At 39.9% G+C, this 19,138-nt stretch carries 15 protein-coding genes; 1 reads left to right on the top strand and 14 read right to left on the bottom strand.

Translation table 11 applies throughout. The annotated features are described in order from the left end of the window. Positions 1–48: 48 nt before the first annotated feature. The 11 genes from AC0L3Y_RS06920 to AC0L3Y_RS06870 all read right to left on the bottom strand — a co-directional run bounded on the left by AC0L3Y_RS06920 (position 49) and on the right by AC0L3Y_RS06870 (position 10,747). The gene (locus AC0L3Y_RS06920) at positions 49–969 is read right to left on the bottom strand and encodes an energy transducer TonB (protein ID WP_473470080.1); all 921 of its coding nucleotides are present in this window, start codon (positions 967–969) and stop codon (positions 49–51) included. Further along, positions 966–1,397, bottom strand: a complete 432-nt coding sequence (locus AC0L3Y_RS06915; RefSeq protein WP_473470079.1) for an ExbD/TolR family protein — start codon at positions 1,395–1,397, stop codon at positions 966–968. The genes AC0L3Y_RS06920 and AC0L3Y_RS06915 overlap by 4 nt, the downstream gene beginning before the upstream one ends. Beyond that, positions 1,394–1,816, bottom strand: coding sequence for an ExbD/TolR family protein (locus AC0L3Y_RS06910; RefSeq protein ID WP_473470078.1), 423 nt, complete (start codon positions 1,814–1,816; stop codon positions 1,394–1,396). Before AC0L3Y_RS06910 ends, AC0L3Y_RS06915 begins: the two co-directional genes overlap by 4 nt. Further along, on the bottom strand, positions 1,806–2,483 hold the full coding sequence (locus AC0L3Y_RS06905) for a MotA/TolQ/ExbB proton channel family protein (RefSeq protein ID WP_473470077.1): 678 nt from the start codon (positions 2,481–2,483) through the stop codon (positions 1,806–1,808). The genes AC0L3Y_RS06910 and AC0L3Y_RS06905 overlap by 11 nt, the downstream gene beginning before the upstream one ends. A 225-nt stretch (positions 2,484–2,708) precedes the next feature. Continuing rightward, on the bottom strand, positions 2,709–4,268 hold the full coding sequence (locus tag AC0L3Y_RS06900; RefSeq protein ID WP_473470076.1) for a type 2 periplasmic-binding domain-containing protein: 1,560 nt from the start codon (positions 4,266–4,268) through the stop codon (positions 2,709–2,711). Positions 4,269–4,309: 41 nt separating this feature from the next. Continuing rightward, complete coding sequence (locus tag AC0L3Y_RS06895) at positions 4,310–5,191, bottom strand: carbohydrate ABC transporter permease (protein WP_473470075.1); 882 nt, start codon at positions 5,189–5,191, stop codon at positions 4,310–4,312. Between the two features lie 11 nt (positions 5,192–5,202). Beyond that, complete coding sequence (locus AC0L3Y_RS06890) at positions 5,203–6,162, bottom strand: ABC transporter permease (RefSeq protein WP_473470074.1); 960 nt, start codon at positions 6,160–6,162, stop codon at positions 5,203–5,205. A 13-nt stretch (positions 6,163–6,175) separates the two neighbouring features. After that, on the bottom strand, positions 6,176–7,279 hold the full coding sequence (locus tag AC0L3Y_RS06885; RefSeq protein WP_473470073.1) for an ABC transporter ATP-binding protein: 1,104 nt from the start codon (positions 7,277–7,279) through the stop codon (positions 6,176–6,178). A 788-nt stretch (positions 7,280–8,067) separates the two neighbouring features. Continuing rightward, positions 8,068–8,412, bottom strand: a complete 345-nt coding sequence (locus AC0L3Y_RS06880) for a hypothetical protein (protein ID WP_473470072.1) — start codon at positions 8,410–8,412, stop codon at positions 8,068–8,070. A gap of 11 nt (positions 8,413–8,423) precedes the next feature. Next, complete coding sequence (locus AC0L3Y_RS06875) at positions 8,424–9,392, bottom strand: MATE family efflux transporter (protein ID WP_473470071.1); 969 nt, start codon at positions 9,390–9,392, stop codon at positions 8,424–8,426. 125 nt (positions 9,393–9,517) lie between these two features. Then, positions 9,518–10,747: a multidrug effflux MFS transporter gene (locus tag AC0L3Y_RS06870; RefSeq protein WP_473470070.1), complete on the bottom strand. Its 1,230-nt coding sequence runs from the start codon at positions 10,745–10,747 to the stop codon at positions 9,518–9,520. 236 nt (positions 10,748–10,983) lie between these two features. Here AC0L3Y_RS06870 and AC0L3Y_RS06865 point away from each other — a divergent pair, with 236 nt between their 5' ends. Beyond that, on the top strand, positions 10,984–12,573 hold the full coding sequence (locus AC0L3Y_RS06865; RefSeq protein ID WP_473470069.1) for a cation:proton antiporter domain-containing protein: 1,590 nt from the start codon (positions 10,984–10,986) through the stop codon (positions 12,571–12,573). A gap of 16 nt (positions 12,574–12,589) precedes the next feature. On the opposite strand, the gene AC0L3Y_RS06860 is transcribed toward AC0L3Y_RS06865, so the two are convergent. The 3 genes from AC0L3Y_RS06860 to gltB all read right to left on the bottom strand — a co-directional run bounded on the left by AC0L3Y_RS06860 (position 12,590) and on the right by gltB (position 18,884). Beyond that, on the bottom strand, positions 12,590–12,685 hold the full coding sequence (locus AC0L3Y_RS06860) for a DUF6435 family protein (protein WP_473470068.1): 96 nt from the start codon (positions 12,683–12,685) through the stop codon (positions 12,590–12,592). Between the two features lie 216 nt (positions 12,686–12,901). After that, positions 12,902–14,323 carry an FAD-dependent oxidoreductase gene (locus tag AC0L3Y_RS06855; RefSeq protein ID WP_473470067.1) on the bottom strand — a complete coding sequence of 474 codons (1,422 nt, stop codon included), beginning with the start codon at positions 14,321–14,323 and terminating at the stop codon, positions 12,902–12,904. Positions 14,324–14,432: 109 nt separating this feature from the next. Next, positions 14,433–18,884 carry a glutamate synthase large subunit gene (gltB, locus tag AC0L3Y_RS06850; RefSeq protein ID WP_473470066.1) on the bottom strand — a complete coding sequence of 1,484 codons (4,452 nt, stop codon included), beginning with the start codon at positions 18,882–18,884 and terminating at the stop codon, positions 14,433–14,435. Positions 18,885–19,138 lie beyond the last annotated feature (254 nt).

Genomic DNA, 19,138 nt, shown 5'->3' with positions numbered 1-19,138 from the left:
GGCGCTTTGATTTAGCAGGTATATAAACTCAAATAATTAGATTTTCTGTTAATTAACATCACCCAGTTTGAATGAAACTGGCAAGCTGATTTTCAATTCTGTTTCTTTCATATCACTAGAGAACTTAGGCAAAGGTGTCGATTTTCGAATCATGTCTAATACAGCTTTATCCAAACGTTTATAACCTGAACTCTCAGTAATTGAAACGCCCGACACAGAACCATCCGCGTGAGCGACAAAAGACAATGTCACAACACCTTCTTCATTACGACGTCGAGAAGCTCTTGGATAACGTTTATTTTGAGCTAATATAGAGAGCAGCTGAGTCGTATAACTCGCTTTAGCCCCAGGGTTACCACCACTGCTTGCTGAATTGCCAGAGCCTGTTGATGCTTTCATGTTCGCCATGGATTCCGGTGCATTCTTCTTCGGCGTCGGCTTCACTACAGGCTTAACATCTGGTTCTGGTTCTGGTTCTGGTTCTGGTTCTGGTTCTGGTTCTGGTTCTGGTACGATTTTTGGTGTCGGCTCTATTTTTCTCACTTCAATAGGAGATTCTTGCTTAACCTCAACAGGGTCTGGTTCGATTATTTCTGGTTCGACAATGGGCTCAGGCTCAATTTCTGGCTCTGGCTCGATGATCTCAGGTTCAACAATCGGCTCTGGTTCAGGCTCAATTTCTGGCTCTGGCTCAACTTCTGGTTCAGGCTCAACTTCTGGTTCAGGCTCAACTTCTGGTTCAGGCTCAACTTCTTCTTGAATGTCTTCAACTTCTTTGGTCTCTTCTTGAGCAAGTGTGGTTTGCGCTGATGCTCCTAAATCTCCCATCATACCAAGACCAAATTCAATCCCTTGAGAACCTGCGGCCTGACTACCTTCGACTGGATTATAAAATACGGTATAAAAAGCACCAGCATGAACTGAAATAGCCAACCCACTCGCAATAATCCAATGACGCGTGGAAATCATTCTTTTCCTCGCTCAAGTTGAGTTGCCAGACTGACTTTCGTTAAACCAGCCAAACGAACCTGATTAAAAATCGGTCGTAACTTATCTAATGAAATGGCCCCATCAGCTTTAATTTGTACCCAGAACCCCTCTTTATTTAAAGACAACGAAAACTGCTCTTCTAAGTAAGCTTGTATTTTTTCTATCGTTTGTAATTGGTCATCCACGTAAAGACTCTCATCCACACCGACCACGATAACAACATTTGGATCATTCGCCGCACGGGTATCATTAATAGAATATGGAGGCACGACGGCAATGGGATCTGCTTTTTTAATTTGACCAGCGACCATAAAAAAAACCAACATTAGAAAAACAACATTGATTAGAGGCACCATATTGTCATCATCGCTGGATATACGTTTAGCGTACTTTTCACCTATTTTCATAGCGTCTCCGGCATAGCAAAAGCATTAGCAATAGACACTCTTGTTGCACCGTGAATCTTCAACCGATCGGCTAGGTGCATCAGAGTTTGCAATGTCACTCCTTCTTCGGCTTTGATAATAAAAGTACCGTCATTATGATCCGCAATCAGGGTTTCAAAATACGATTGATCAGTAAGACTAATAACCTGATTACTCAGCCACACTTGATCGTCGTTTGACTTCAAGATCAGCGTGACGTTCTCTACTTCTTCAGCTGTTTTTGGGTTCTCAGACGATACTGATAATGGCGTGTCAACAATGCGCCAAGGCACAAAACTTGAGGTCAACATAAAGAACAACAAAAGAATAAAAACCACATCTATAAGTGGCGTCAGACTGATTGCATTCTTACGTTTAGGTTGAGAAAGGTTAAGCGGCATGCAACATCTCTTGCGCAGCTTTTTCAGTCAGAATTTTTGCTTCTTTACTAGTAAACACCTGAGTGACAGCATCATTCATGTTATGAGCGATACGCTCTACTTTACGTTCTAACCAGCTTTGCAATGTCACTACAGGTATTGCCACTGCCAAACCAACGGCTGTCGTCAATAAAGCCTGCCAGATGCCGCCGGACAACACAGAAGGATCAACTTGACTGCCAGCACCCTCCATTTGCTGGAAAGCTGTAATCATGCCTAATACTGTGCCTAGTAAACCAAGCAAAGGACTCAGAGTCGCAATAATTTCCAAAGGTCGAAGATAAGAACGAAATTGACTTAGCTGATTCATCGCACGACGCTCTGTTTCTTCGCGAATCAAATCGACACTGACGTTCGCACTTAATAAAGCTCGTATGGTGTAACCCACTAGAGCATCAATCGGGCGTTTTTCATCTAATTTTTCCAACGATTTTTCACCGCCACCATTGCGCCATTCATCCAATCCTAGCTGGGATGTTTTCAGACTTTCGGCACGTAATGAAGAAAACTGCCACAACTTTAAAAGAACAATGGTCAAAGCGACAACGGAAAACACCATCAATATCCATACAACTGGGCCACCTACCTGTAAGAAATCAATAATTCCTTGCTGTACTGAATCTTCCACAACACTCTCCATTGAATAAAAAACACAACAAAGCAAATGGTATTCATTCTCAATAGCATTTTCAATAAATAATTATATTTGTTTACGAGTGTTGATATTGATAAAGGTATGTCCACATTATGAATATGCCATCAAATCCATAGTATTTAACCAACATTCAACACCATAAAAAAAACACCTCCCAAAAATGGAAGGTGTTTTACGGCTGATCACTAATAAGTATTGCTATTTATATTGACGATCATAAGCAGACTGATAAGCCTTAAGAACTTTGTCGTAACCTAGCTCTTTAATACGTGTGATGTAATCATCCCACTCTTCATCAACATCAGCACTACCAAGAATCCAACGCTGTTGAGCTTCTAACATATAAGTTAGAATACCTGGCCAATACTTGTCATAGATAAGGCGCTCTGCCACTGTCATAGAGACACCGTTGAATTGCTCAATAATGTAATTATTATCGGTATACAATTCAATTCCCTTGGCAGCAATTCCATTTGTCCATTGCCATTCGTAGTTATAATCCTGACGGAAGCCAATTGGAATCTGCGCCCCCACATTCCACATTTGAGAGTTGACGGGTTGAGAATCAGTCAACACTTCTTCAGTATATGTTGGTTTTCCGTCCACCATATTCCAATGGACACCTTCGACACCAAAATTAGCAATATTTCGCCCTTTTTCAGTAAAGATAAAGTCCATATATTTAATGCTGGCGACTGGATTTTTGTTCGAATAAGTTAATGCCCAACCATCTGGTTTAACTGTCGTACGACCATTTTCTTCCATACGAACACCGCTTGGCGAAGCTGGCGGTGCAAATGGAATCCAATTAAAACCAGGTATAGTATCTCTTAAACTATCATTATAGCCTGCGGTACTTGCAAACCAGTCATGAGTCATACCACCTAAGTTATTACCTAATAAGTACTCTCGAGCTTTGGAGCCACGAGTAAAGACTTCTTTATCTATTAGGCCTTCTTTATACCATTTAGCTAGATTACGAATACCAGTTCGGTAACTTTCATCTACATAACCATGCTTCACTTCTGAATGATCTTTAATATAAAACTGATGATAGCTATCAGTTCCTGTTGTACGAGCGTCCCACAGAGTTACCATACGAATCATTTCTTCCCAATGACGGAAGAAAGCAGGTACTTCATCTTTTTTCCCATTTCCATTTGGATCTCGATCACGGAATGCTTTTAGTACTTCATATAACTCATCAACCGTTTGTGGTTGCTCAAGATCTAACTTATCTAACCAATCTTGGCGAATATAATAAGCACGAGCGGCTTGACCATCTGGAAAATAAGCTAGGTGGTAAATATTTCCATCTGGGGCAGTAATTGCTTTTCTAATTTCTGGATTTTTCTCAAAATAAGCTTTGATATTTGGCGCGTAATTATCAATTAGCTCATTCAAAGGTAAAAATGCGCCTTCCATTCCATATTGAATGAAACTATCTTTCAGACTATTACCACCAACAATATCGGGCAAATTACCAGAAACCAACATCAGATTAAAAAGTTCTTGGCTATTTGTACCAATCTTAGAAGCAACCCCTTTAAGCCGAACACCTGTTAATTTTTCATACTCTTTTGCTACAGGCCAATTTTCATCCCATGCATACTTATTACGAAAATGCATGTGAATGGTTAATTCTAAAGGTTTATCAGTAACCTTGTATTGATCATCAGCACCAGCAGCAACAGTCGTCCCTGACGTTGCAGCTAATGCTAATGCTAATGCGGTAGAAGGTATTATTTTGTTTATCATTTTTTTCTCCATTTATTATATTTATGTTTGAAAAAACAACCCTACTCTTTAACTCCACCCATCATAATTCCTTTATTAAAGTGCTTCTGAAGATATGGATAAACCAGAAGAACAGGAATGATGGAAACTACAATAATTGCCGCCACAATCGTCTCAAAAGAATAACTACTTGATAACAAAGTACTGGCAAATTCTTCATCCATATTAGCTTCAATGATTATTCGTTTTAAATAAACTTGTAATGGAATTTTATCTTCTTCCCTAAGAAGAATCATCGCCCAAAAATATCCATTCCATCGGGCAACAATACAAAATAAAGCAACTGTGACAATGGCTGGCTTTGATAATGGAATAAATACTTTCCATAAAAGACTGAAGTCATTAGCACCATCCATCCTTGCTGCTTCTTCAAAAGATTTAGGAATAGCTTCAAAGAAATTTCTTAATAAAATAATATTAAAAGCAGTACATGCAAAGGCAATCAATATACCAAACCTAGAATCCAACAAATCTAAATCTCTTAAATTTAGAAAAAATGGAATCATTCCGGCATTAAACCACATGGTAAACGCCACAAAGAAATTAAAATATCTCTTCCCTACTAATTGAGGCCTAGATAAAGCATAAGAACCTGGAATAATAATAGCTAAACTAACTAATGTACCGAAAATAGTGTAAAAGAAAGTATTGCCATACGACTTCCAAAAAACCACATCACTTAATACTTTTTCATAGGCTGAAAAAGTAATTTCTTTTGGTAAAAACACTACCTGACCAGAAGAAACAGCAAAACCTGAGCTAATAGAAGCTGAAAAAATATAAATAAATGGATATAGCGTACTAAGTACAAATAATGAAATAAGAAATATATTTGCATAACCAAATATCTTATCTCCACGGGAATATAAATTGAAATCTGACATTTAATTAGTTCCTACCACAAAGAAGACGATGAATACTTTCTACTCAACCAGTTAGCTGTGTAGACCATGGCAAAAGCAACAACGGCATTAAACAAACCAGCCGCTGTAGCAACATCGTATTGGCTACCTTGTAGACCAACGCGGTAAATATAAGTACTGATTACATCAGCAGTTTCAAAAGTAGATGGTTGATATAAAAGAATGATATATTCAAAACCTACTTCCACCATGTTACCTATTTTAATAATAAGCATGATAAGTATGGTTGGAAGGATAGTTGGAAGTGTGATTTTGTACATCATTTGAAAACGTGTCGCACCATCTACCTTTGCCGACTCATAAAGTGATGGGCTTACACTTGCAATTGCAGCAAGATAAACAATGGAATCAAAACCAGCCTCTTTCCAAATATTACTTCCTATAAAAATAGCTCGAAAATAATCAGGATTAGTTAAGAAATAAATTTTATCAAATCCTAATGCATCTAAAACAATATTAACAATACCTGTTGTTGGAGATAAAAAACTAATAACAAGACCCGCTACAATTACTACAGAGATAAAATGCGGTAAATATGCAATTGTCTGAGCAACTCTCTTAAATATAAAATGATGAATTTCATTGAACATTAGAGCTAGCATAATCGGAATAGGAAACCCAAAAATCAAACCATAAAAACTAATCACAAAAGTATTCTGAATAGCTCTCAAAAAATTATCATCTTCAAACAAAGTGACAAAATGCTCAAATCCGACCCAACTACTTCCTGATATTCCACGGAACAAGCTGAAATCTTTAAATGCTATTTGTAAACCACTCATTGGTGTATACAAAAACACGATGAACCAAATAACCATTGGGGCGAGTAAAAAATAAACTTGCCAATCTTTTTTAATCCTTTGAATTAAATCCACACGTTTTTTTATCGATTCAGCAGACCGAATCTGCTTTTTAATATCTAATGTGCTCATATTAAACCTATTATTAGTATATTGATTTTTCTGTTACAGCATCGAATATATGTAAATAATCTAAATTTAAAAACACTTCTGAACTTTCGCTCATTTCATCAATAGATATATTACGACTGTCCGTTTTTATAACAGCATCTTGACCATCTAGCTTAACGTGCAGCAATGCTTCGGCACCTAATGGTTCAACAAGATCAACATGACAACTAATACGTTCACAATTATTCAACCCGTTCTTCTTCAAATACATATCTTCAGGACGAATACCCAAATATACTTTTTGGCCATTTTTGAACGAACAACCTTCTTTAGAAGGAACAGGGACTTTATTATCTTTTAACCTAATAAAAAACTTCGAATCACTTTCTACCATTTCACCCTCTATTAAGTTCATTGGCGGACTGCCAATAAAACTCGCAACAAAGGTATTAATAGGTTTGGTAAAGACTTCCATTGGCGTACCAATTTGTTCAATCTTCCCGTCTTTCATAATGACGATTCTGTCCGCTAGCGTCATCGCTTCAACCTGATCATGTGTGACATAAACAGTAGTAACACCCAAACGCTTATGTAGACGTTTAATCTCAGCACGCATTTGCGTTCTTAATTTCGCATCTAAGTTTGATAACGGCTCATCAAATAAAAATACTTCTGGCTTACGTACAATCGCCCGCCCCATGGCAACACGTTGTCGCTGTCCACCGGATAAATCCGCTGGACGTCGCTCTAAATATTCATCAAGTCCCAAGATAGCAGAAGCTTCTTTAACAGATGCTTCCACCTCTTCTTTGTTTGCCTTTCTCAGCTTCAAACCGAAGGAAATGTTGTCATAAACATTCAAGTGTGGATATAACGCATAGTTTTGGAAAACCATAGCAACATCACGATCTTTGGGTGCAATATTGTTAACCACTCGACCAGCAACGCTAATTTCACCATCAGAAATACCTTCTAAACCTGCAATCATTCTTAATGTTGTCGACTTGCCACAACCAGAAGGACCAACTAAAACAATGAATTCTTTTTTCTCTATCGCAAGATCAATGCCTTTAACAACCTCAACATCGCCATAGCGTTTGTAGATCTTATTAAGAGTTACATTTGGATTTGAAGACATAGGATTTATAACAACCTTTTTTATTTTTTTTGAATGTTACCATCGCTCTCTAACTACCATTTCGGGGGATAGAAAACATGAACGAAACTAAAGACAATAAGTACGCAACATCGAATTTTTACAAATCGAAAAATGCAAATTTTGTCTAGAAATAGGAAGTAGCGAGAGATATGCCACTAGCACACCAAGGCTAAAAGCCAGCAGCGCTACTATATGGAAAAGGAATGTTCTGATAAGTGAACGGGAAGACACCGTTACACACCCTATCATTGAAAGTAGACTCTCGAAAGAACGACTTTGCTCAGTGATAAAGAAAGCTAAAAAATGAAATATATTATTTATTATTTTTATCATACACATACCTTATTCAACCATGCATCTTAGACATCTATAGATGTACAAAAAAGCTGGACCATAAGTATTTTTTACCTATTTGTCTTACAATATACACTCAATTCAAATCTTTAGTACAGTATTTTTTTGCGTTTAAATCGTATTTTTTGCACAATAAAAACACAAGATTGATTAATTAATATGCACAAAAACTAATAAATCATAATATTTAGTGTATAAAATGACCAATACAACCATAAACGATCATTTTTAAAACACGATAAAAAAACAGGATAAATGATTCTTTTGTATGACAAATTATTGTTTTGTATGATAAATATTTTAAGTGACGAAACACAAAGATCAGAAGAAACCAAATAGAGATGAGACGCTAAGTCAACTCGATATCAAAAAATGAAAAAACAGAGGCAGCAAAACATCAGGAAGTGAACATATTAAGAATGGAATTCGATTTTTCTAAGCAAACGCTGATACATATACCAAGCACATAATCCTGCCAGTAAATTGCCGACCAACACTCCAACAAAAAGACCTTTTAGACCGGCTAGTTCTGACCCAATCCACAAGCAAGGTAAAAAGAAAGCGAATAAACGCAACGCGGATATACTTAATGCTGTATAGGATTTACCTAAGGCGTTTGCAACAGACACCATAAGCATACAAATGCCTAATGAACCTAGACTGATGGGTACCAAAACCAGATGCCATTTTAAGATGTCAGATACTGCTTCTTCACTCGTCATTAAACTTGCTAAAAAGCCAGAAGTAAAAAACGTCAAAACAGCCACAATCAACTGAAAAAAAGAATAAAACGACAAGCAAGCGACACGACTTCTCGAATATCAGCTATTTTATTCGCACCAAGTAAACGACCAACCATAGGTGGTATAGACATGGTTAAAGCTAAAACAGAAACAATAATAAAGAATTCAAAGCGTGAACCTAACGCCCAAGACGCCACTGCCGCTGTACCAAACCCTGCGATCAATTTTGTCGCTAATATAGAAGAAGCTGAAGGCAATAGCTGACTAACCATTGCGGGTCCCATAATGTGACCAATTGACGCCAAACTTTTCCCTATATTGAGATCTTTCCAATCAAACGATACCCAATGTTTCCGTGTTACTTGTGAAGCAACGATTAACAAGCCGATGACAAATGACAGTATTGTTGCGATTGCCGCACCATTTAAGCCCAAATCTAAAGTAAAAATAAAAATGGGGTCCAATACCAAGTTCAATACACTGGTCACCACCATCATAATACCGGGTAAAAAAGTATTACCGTTGGATCGACAGATGCTGTAGTAAAAATACGTTAACGCACCAACCCAAACGCTGAACAGCCAATAAGGCCAATAAGCATCAATAATAGGAAAAACAGATTCAGGTGCACTCAACAGCATTAAAATAGGGTGACGTAAGCACCAAATAAGTAGGCAAAAACATACCATACCTACGCTGCCAATCATTAAAACTAAACCACCAAGTTGTTTACCATAGCGCTCATTCCCGGCGCCAAGCGCTCTAGCAATAATGGCTGTCGTGGCGATACCAAGACCTACCTGCAAACCAATTACAATCATTTGAATGGGTAAGGTAAAGCCTTGAGCGGCCAATGGAAGAATACCAAGCTGCCCAATAAAAGCACTGTCTACTAGCTGGAAACTCATCATCGACAAAACGCCAAACAACATAGGCCATGTCATGGAAAAAAGTTGTTTGGCTAATGATTCCGTTGGCGACGTTTGGGAGGACATGACTTTCTCTTAATACAAATAAATGGGCTGAAATTTTACCCTATTTCAATCAAGGTTTAATGATAAGTCGTCATGTTAGAACAACTTCCTTAAAAAACACTTTATTGATGAACTCCTCTTTCACATCAATTCTCTCTAAAGCGACTTCCATATCTCAACATCATCAAAGCCAAAACGGAAAATATGACAAAACCACTTGCTAACGGCATGATCGTAAAATGATAAAATTGACCAACAGAGATTGATAAAAGAATTGCGATCAAGCTCGAAAGTGATGAAATCAAAGATGCTCCTAATCCTGCCATTTTCCCTAAAGGTTCCATAGCCATTGCATTTACATTACCAAACACCATACCAAGACAAGAAAACATAACCATCCCCAAACCCATAAAAAGTACAAAAGGAGGTATGCCTTCGAAATACAAAGTTGAGACTAATAATAGAAACGACATGGTGATAAGGACTTTTAAAGCAGACGTCACACAACGCAGCATACCAACGCTCTGTACTATTTTACCGTTGTAGAAATTAACAAAAGAAATACCGATGGCAAACATCGCAAAGAAGAAAGGAAAACGATCACCCGTTTGGTAAATATCCTGAAAAATTGATTGAGCCGTACTAATGTATAGCATCAAACCTGCGAACATACAGCCAAGCAACACAGTGAATGCCACAACATCTCGACGCCGTAAAATGATACCAATATCCATCATTAATCGAACTCGATTAATTGGAATTCTATTTTCTTTAGACAGTGTTTCGGGCTGCCTTACCATTAGCCAGACAGCTGCGACTGTTGCCTGAACAATAAGCAAGGCAAAAATCCAATACCAGTTCGCTACTTGAATAATCAACTGACCGACAGTTGGCGCTAATAACGGCACTAAAATAAACACCATCATCACAAAAGACATAATTCGCGCCATTGCCGCGCCTTTGTACATATCACGAATAAGCGCTCTTGACGCGATTTTAGGTCCAGCAACACCAAAACCTTGAACCATACGACCAATCAAAAACATCGTCAGCGATGACGCAGACAAAGCAATTAATGAACCTAGAATATAAACACCAATGCCAATCAAAATACTCTTCTTCCGACCTATCGCATCAGAGACAGGGCCAAAAATAATTTCACCAAACACCATTCCGAAAATCAGCGCAGAAACAATCCATTGTGTTTTTTGATAATCTTTAATGGCCAAAGCTTCAGCTATATACGGAAAGGCTGGCAACATAGAATCCATGCTTAATGCAGTCAGAGACATCATTAAAGCAAACAATGCCACTAACTCTTTTTCAGGTAAGCGCCTAATAGAATTCTCAATTACCGGAGACATGGAACCTGACATATATCACCCTATGAAACATCAAATAGAATAAGTTTACTCATCGAGTAGACTGAATGAAAAAATAATTTATAAACGATATCTTAATCGCATCATAAGATATTGAAATAACAAGATAACAAGATAACAAGATAACAAGATAACAAGATAACAAGATAACAAGATAACAAGCTGCATGGTTCGAGTAAATTTCGTATGATACCTACCTTTAAACCATCCCATTTATTTAGAAGGACTATATGGAGTTTACTTGGATCTTATTCGCATTTGTCTGCGGTCTAGCCGTTAAGGTAATAAACTTACCGCCACTTATTGGTTTCTTATTGGCAGGTTTTTTACTTAATTATTTAGGGTTTGAAGCAAACAGCACATTAGATTCTCTTGCGAATATTGGCATCACATTAATGCTATTCAGTATTGGTTTAAAATTACATGTTAAAGATTTATTAAAGCAAGAAGTATGGGCTTCCACTCTCAGTCACATGAGTGTTTGGACAATACTTTTTGGTGGAGTCACCCTTGTTCTTGGTACTTTAAGCTTACCTTACTTCGGAATCCTTGATTTTAAAACCGCCGCTTTAATTGGTTTTGCTTTAAGTTTTTCAAGTACGGTCTGCGTTATGAAACTGCTTGAAGAAAACGGTGAACTCAAAACCCGTCATGGCCAATTATCACTTGGTATATTAGTCATGCAAGACATTGTTGCTGTGGTTTTCTTAGTCGCAGCAACGGGTAAAATCCCCTCTATCTGGGCCCTTGGTTTATTCGGATTATTACTGGTTCGTCCTATCATTAATAAAATAGTTGATCGCGTAGGCCATGGTGAAATGCTACCGTTAACAGGAATTGTTCTCGCGCTTGGCGGTTATGAACTTTTTTACCTTGTCGGTGTAAAAGGCGATTTGGGGGCTTTAATTTTTGGTATTTTATTAGCTTCACATCCAAAGTCATCTGAAATGAATAAGTCTTTGATGAATTTTAAAGACTTATTTTTAATTGGTTTTTTTCTCTCAATTGGTTTCACCGCCTTACCAACACTTGAAATGATTGGTGTAAGTTTAATCATTACCCTCATTATTTTAACCAAGTTTGCCCTTTTCTTTGGCTTATTAACTAAGTTCAAACTACGCAGCAGGACGTCATTTTTATCCGCGCTGATCCTTTCAAACTATAGTGAATTTGGTCTCATTGTTGTTGCATTAAGTGTGGCCAATGGCTGGTTAGAAAAAGAGTGGTTAGTGATTTTGGCACTTTCTGTATCTTTCTCATTCGTTATTACGAGTGTGATCTATCGTCAATCACATCGCCTGTATAGGAAGAACAAAGAAGTTATCCGTCGGTACGAAAGCCCACAATACTTACCAGAAGATGTATTCGCTCAACCTAAAGATGCTGAAGTATTAATCGTTGGTTTAGGCCGAGTTGGACGAGGAGCCTTCGATTCTCTTAAAAGCCTCATTGGAGATAATGTTGCAGGCATGGATGCTGACCGTAGCCGTATCAAGCTCATGCAAGAAGTAGGTGAAAACGTTTTCTATGGAGATGGTGAAGATGCAGATCTGTGGGAACGTTTAGATACTACAGGCATTCGACTTATCATGTTGGCACTGCCAATAGCAGAAGACAGCAACAGTATCGCCATACAATTACGTAAAGCCAATTACCAAGGTCAAATCGCGGCTATTGCTCGCTACCAAGATGAACGAGACACATTATTGGCATCAGGCATAGACAATGTATTCAACTTCTACACAGAAGCCGGTACAGGTTTTGCGGAAGAAAGCCTAACCTTGATTCGCCCACAGGAAAGCCTAGAAAGGGTAATATAAGTTGCTCGTTACAAACTTAGCCTCTTGTTTCATCCAGTTTTGCTTTCACAGCTTCGGCTTGCTCGGTTAATTCTGAATAGCCTTTTATGTCGCCGCTGCGTTGAGCTTGCATCGCCTTCTCTAGTAGCCGCCATATTCTTTATCCAGCTTTTTAGCCGGATCAGATTTCAAAAAGTTAAACATATCAGACCTGTTTTTATGAATTAATAAAAGTTATACGATGCACCCGTGAACTTAGATCTTTTTTATCAAAACTATTTGCCTTCAAAAACAAAAAACGCTGATCAGATGCCTCTGATCAGCGTTTTTTCATAGAACCGACTAAGACTTAAACGTCCAAGAAATCCATGATACCTTCTGCGGCTTTGCGACCTTCATCAATGGCCGTCACTACCAAGTCAGAACCACGAACCATATCACCACCAGCGAAGATTTTTTCGTTGGTTGTTTGAAACATGAACTTACCTTTTTTCGGTGCAATCACGCGGCCACGAGTATCCGTTTCGATACCAAATTTTTCGAACCAAGGCGCAGGGCTCGCTTGGAAACCAAAGGCTACCAGAATAGCATCAGCAGGAATGATTTGCTCACTACCTTCAATGATTTCGGCACTACGACGACCGTTTTCGTCTGGCTCACCCATTTGAGTTTCTACCACTTTAATGCCTTCAACCTTACCATCACCAATAATTTCCACTGGCTGACGATTGAAAAGGAACTGTACACCCTCTTCTTTGGCATTGGTTACTTCTTTGCGAGAACCTGGCATGTTTTCTTGGTCACGACGGTAGGCACAAGATACGCTCTTAGCACCTTGACGAATCGCAGTACGATTACAATCCATTGCTGTATCACCACCGCCTAAGACAACCACTTGCTTACCTTTTAGGTTGATGTAATCCGCTTCGTCTTCTTCGAAATCTAGGCAGTGGTTCACGTTAGAAATCAAATAATCTAAAGCATCATAAACACCCGGTAGGTCTTCACCAGGGAAGCCGCCTTTCATGTACTTGTAAGTACCCATACCTAGGAAAACAGCATCGTATTCTTCCAATACATGTTCAAACGGTACGTCATCACCAACAGATGTGTCTAAAACAAACTCAACACCCATTTCTTCAAAAATTTCACGGCGGCGAGTCATGACACTTTTTTCCAGTTTAAACTCTGGAATACCAAAGGTCAGCAAACCACCGATTTCTGGGTACTTGTCAAAAACCACTGGCTTAATACCATTACGAACTAAGATATCGGCACAGGCAAGACCGGCAGGGCCAGCACCAACGATTGCCACGGTTTTATTAACTGGCACGACGTTAGACATATCAGGGCGCCAACCTAAAGCAAACGCCGTATCTGTGATGTATTTCTCAACAGAACCTATGGTCACCGCACCAAAACCGCCTTCGCCAAGTGTACAAGCACCTTCACAAAGTCGATCTTGTGGACAAACACGACCACATACTTCTGGCAAAGAGTTAGTTTGATGACTCAACTCTGCAGCTTCCAAAATGCTACCTTCACTAACCAGTTTTAGCCAATTAGGGATGTAGTTGTGAACGGGACATTTCCACTCACAGTATGGGTTACCGCATTCTAGGCAACGGTGCGATTGATCTTTCGCTCCTGCCTCTTCAAAAGGTTTATAAATTTCGACGAATTGCGCCTTACGCGTAATTAAAGGCTTCTTCTTAGGATCCTTACGATCCACTTCGACGAATTGAAATGCATTGTTCAAGCGCTCAGACATAAGCTGCTATCTCCTTGGCCGTTTACAAACAAACGGCACTTCTCTCAAATGGGTCAGACTGATTAGTTCATGGCACTTGGCTCACTGCCAAGCGCCATAACAGCGTGTTTTATTCCGGACGTTGACGAGTATTAGCCAATAGCGCGCCTAAACTCGCTGCTTTTGGTTTTACTAGCCAGAACTTGCCGATGTAGTCATAGAAGTTCTCTAAGATTTCATGGCCCCATTCGCTGTCAGTCTCTCGGACATATTCTTCGATTACAGAGCGAAGGTGTGAACGATACTCTTCCGTTAACTCGGTACCGATACGGTGAATTTCCACCAATTCGTGATTGTATTTATCAACGAAAGTACGATCTAAATCGAGTACGTAAGCGAAACCACCCGTCATACCCGCACCAAAGTTGTAACCTGTATTACCTAGAATAGTTACCATGCCGCCGGTCATGTATTCACAACAGTGATCGCCAGCACCTTCAATTACGGTATGGGTGCCAGAGTTACGTACAGCGAAACGCTCACCAGCTGTACCAGCAGCGAACAATTTACCGCCCGTTGCACCATACAAACAGGTGTTACCAATGATCGCTGAAATCTGAGACTTAAAAGAAGATCCACGCGGCGGACGAATAACAAGCTTACCGCCAGTCATGCCTTTACCCACGTAGTCATTTGCATCACCTTCAAGATACATATTCAGGCCACCCGCGTTCCAAACACCAAAACTCTGACCTGCCGTACCGGTCAATTTCAATGTAAGAGGCACATCAGACATACCTTGGTTACCGTAACGTTTTGCGATCTCACCAGACAAACGTGCACCGATAGAACGGTCACAGTTAGTCACAGTAAATTCAAACTCGCCACCTTCTTTCTCTTCAACGGCATTTTTCACCGTATCCCACATACGAATAGCGTGCTCGCCTTTATCGTGTGGTGGATTAAAAGGCATATCACAGTATTGTGGTTTATCAGCAGGTATCAGGTCGTTGTTCAAAATAGACGACAGATCCAAATTCCGTTGTTTATCAGTTTCACCTGGAAGTGTCATCAACAAATCGGTGCGACCAATCAAATCTTGTAGACGTGCGACACCTAATTTTGCCAGCCATAGACGAGTATCTTGCGCCATGAACAAGAAGAAGTTCTTGATCATATCGACCGTACCAATAAAGTGGTCGTCACGTAATGCTTGATCCTGTGTCGCAACACCCGTAGCACAGTTGTTAAGGTGACAAATTCGCAAGAACTTACAACCCATCGCAATCATTGGCGTTGTACCGAAGCCAAAACTCTCTGCGCCCAGAATCGCGGCTTTCACAACATCCAAACCGGTTTTTAATCCGCCGTCTGTTTGTAAGCGAATTTTACCGCGAAGATCATTAGAACGAAGCGCTTGTTGAGCTTCTGCCAATCCTAATTCCCAAGGAGAACCCGCATGACGAATAGAAGTAAGCGGTGATGCCGCTGTCCCGCCGTCATAGCCAGAAATCGTAATCAAATCAGCGTAGGCTTTCGCCACACCTGCCGCGATCGTACCAACACCTGGTTCAGAAACCAGCTTCACAGAAACCAATGCTTCTGGATTAACTTGTTTCAAATCGAAAATCAGCTGAGCCAAATCTTCAATTGAATAAATATCATGATGTGGTGGTGGAGAAATCAAAGTCACACCCGGTACAGCATAGCGTAAACGAGCAATAAGACCGTTTACTTTACCACCTGGTAACTGACCACCTTCACCGGGTTTCGCACCTTGCGCCACTTTAATTTGCAGCACTTCTGCGTTGACCAAATATTCTGGCGTCACACCAAAACGACCAGAGGCAATCTGCTTAATTTTAGAACGACGTTCAGTACCGTGACGAGCTGGATCTTCACCACCTTCACCAGAGTTCGAACGACAACCTAATTCGTTCATCGCTTGAGCTAATGCTTCATGGGCTTCTGGTGACAATGCACCTAAAGACATACCAGCAGAGTCAAAACGAGGAAGTATACTTTCAACAGACTCTACATCATCAACAGGAATTGCTTTTGCTTTATCGGACAAAGCAAACAAGTCACGTAACATAGAGGCCGGACGCGTATTAACTAACTCAGCATATTTACTGAAATCTTCAAACTTGCCGCTACCTACAGCTGTTTGTAGATTACGTACAACATCAGGGTTAAAGGCATGATATTCAGCATCATGAACGTATTTTAGATAACCACCTTGTTGGATCGGTTTACGTAATTTCCAAGCATTGCTTGCAATTGTAGTTTGATCTCGTTGGAAATCTTCAAATTTGGCGCCTTTAATACGACTAGCAACACCTTTAAAACAAAGATCAACAACCGCTGGATCCAAACCGATAGCTTCAAATAATTGCGCTCCACGGTAAGAAGCCATTGTTGAGATTCCCATTTTAGAAAGAATCTTCATCAAACCTTTATTAATGCCTTTACGATATTTGGTATGACCAGAAATTGGATCACCCAAGACTTCGCCTTTGTCGATCATATCGTTAATTAAACGGTATGAAAGATAAGGGTATACAGCCGTTGCACCAAAGCCTAATAAAACCGCAAATTGATGAGGATCACGAGCAAAACCAGTATCGGCAATGATGTTCGAATCACAACGAAGACCTTGGACAGATAAATGATGATGCACCGCACCAACGGCCATTGGCGCAGGAATTGGCAAATGTGTCTTTTCTAAATCACGATCTGTTAGCACAAGAATCACAGCCCCATCACGGACAGCTTTCTCTGCATTAACTTGTAGGTCTTTGATCGCCTGTTCAAGAGTGACATCGTCAGGATTGTAATTTGTACTCAAACGAACCAGGCGAAAACGGTGATCATCCAAGGCTAACAAACGGCTGTATTTTCGTGGGGACAATACAGGTGAAGACATGATGATACGATTCGCGTGCTTCGGTGTTTCTTCAAACAAGTTACGCTCAACGCCAATACAGGTCTCCAATGACATTACGATGGATTCACGCAATGGATCGATTGGAGGGTTTGTCACCTGAGCAAACTTCTGACGGAAGTAATCAGTTAATGGACGAGTCTGGCTAGACATAACCGCCATTGGCGTATCATCCCCCATAGAGCCAACCGCTTCATGACCACTTTCAGCTAATGGACGGAAAATTTGCTCACGCTCTTCAAAAGACACTTGGAACATCTTTTGATAAATAAGCATTTCGTCTTTTGTAAAAGGAACAAACTCTTGAGTCGACTCTTGCAATAAAGACTCGATACGGATCGCTTCTTGCTTCAACCATTTTTTGTATGGATGTAAGGCTTTTAGGCGATTATCTATATCATTTGTATGCAGAATCTTACCATTTTGCGTGTCAACAACCAGCATCTGACCTGGCCCAACACGGCCTTTTGCAACCACATCTTCAGGCTTGTAATCATACGTTCCGATTTCAGATGCCAAAGTGATAAAGCCGTTTTTAGTCACAACCCAACGGGAGGGGCGTAAGCCGTTACGATCAAGCATGCACACTGCATGGCGACCGTCTGTCATTACCAAACCAGCAGGACCGTCCCACGGCTCCATATGCATTGAATTGTATTCGTAAAAAGCACGTAACTCAGGATCCATGTTTTCTACGTTTTGCCATGCTGGTGGAATAATCAAACGCGCAGCACGGAACACATCCATGCCACCAGTAACAAGCACTTCCAACATATTATCCATGGAAGATGAGTCAGAGCCGGTCAAGTTCACAAGAGGCTGTAAATCTTGCAGCTCAGGAATCAATGGTGAACGCAGTTTATTCGCACGAGCCAAAGCCCAATTACGGTTACCTTCTATCGTATTGATCTCACCATTGTGAGCCAACATACGGAATGGTTGAGCAAGTGGCCATTTAGGCAACGTATTTGTAGAGAAACGCTGATGGAAAACACAAATCGCTGTTTGCAGTTTTTCATTGCCTAGATCTTTATAAAAAGATGGCAAATCAACTGGCATCATTAACCCTTTATAGGACAAAACCTTGTCCGACAAAGAACAAACATAGAAGTTTTCATACTGCGCCAATGCAATTTCTGCTTGACGACGAGCAACAAATAAACGCGTCGCAAAGGTACGTGCATCCATACGATTACTATCAACAAAAACTTGTTCGATGCGAGGTAAACATTCCACAGCGATACGACCAAGGCAGGAAGGATCCGTTGGCACATCACGCCACCCAACTACTTTTAACCCTTGCCCTTCCAACTCTTTAGTCAAAACATCACGCTGCTCTGTTGCTAACGCTTCGTCTTGATCTAAAAAGACCATACCAATGCCGTACAAATCTGACAGAGTATGCTTAAACAAATTATTTGCTTCTGTTCGCAAAAAAGCATCAGGCTTCTGTATCAATAGACCACAACCGTCACCGGTTTTGCCATCGGCGGCGATACCGCCACGGTGTGTCATACATGTCAAAGATTGAATCGCTGTTTTCAGCAATTCATGACTTGCATTGCCTTCCATGTGAGCAATTAAGCCAAAGCCACAGTTATCTTTGAACTCGCCAGGACGATAAAGACCTGCATTCATACACCAACTCCCACAGTTGAAACGTAAAAAATAATAATTAGATACAAATTTGAATTTCAGATGGCTGGGTTATAAAGCGGTAGTGTAAATAAACTCACTTTTGAGAATGACTATTATCTACCCGAAAGACCACCTAAATGGACGATTATACTACCCTGACACAAGGCACTACTCAAATCAGCATAGCCATGCTTTATGTTATTTTGGCGTTTTTTATAGGGTATTTAGAGGCAAATACGAAGGAGTTAGAGAAT

Source organism: Marinomonas sp. GJ51-14, assembly GCF_055808695.1.
Note: the sequence above shows the minus strand (reverse complement) of the source record. Positions and strands in the feature narration are given on the sequence as shown.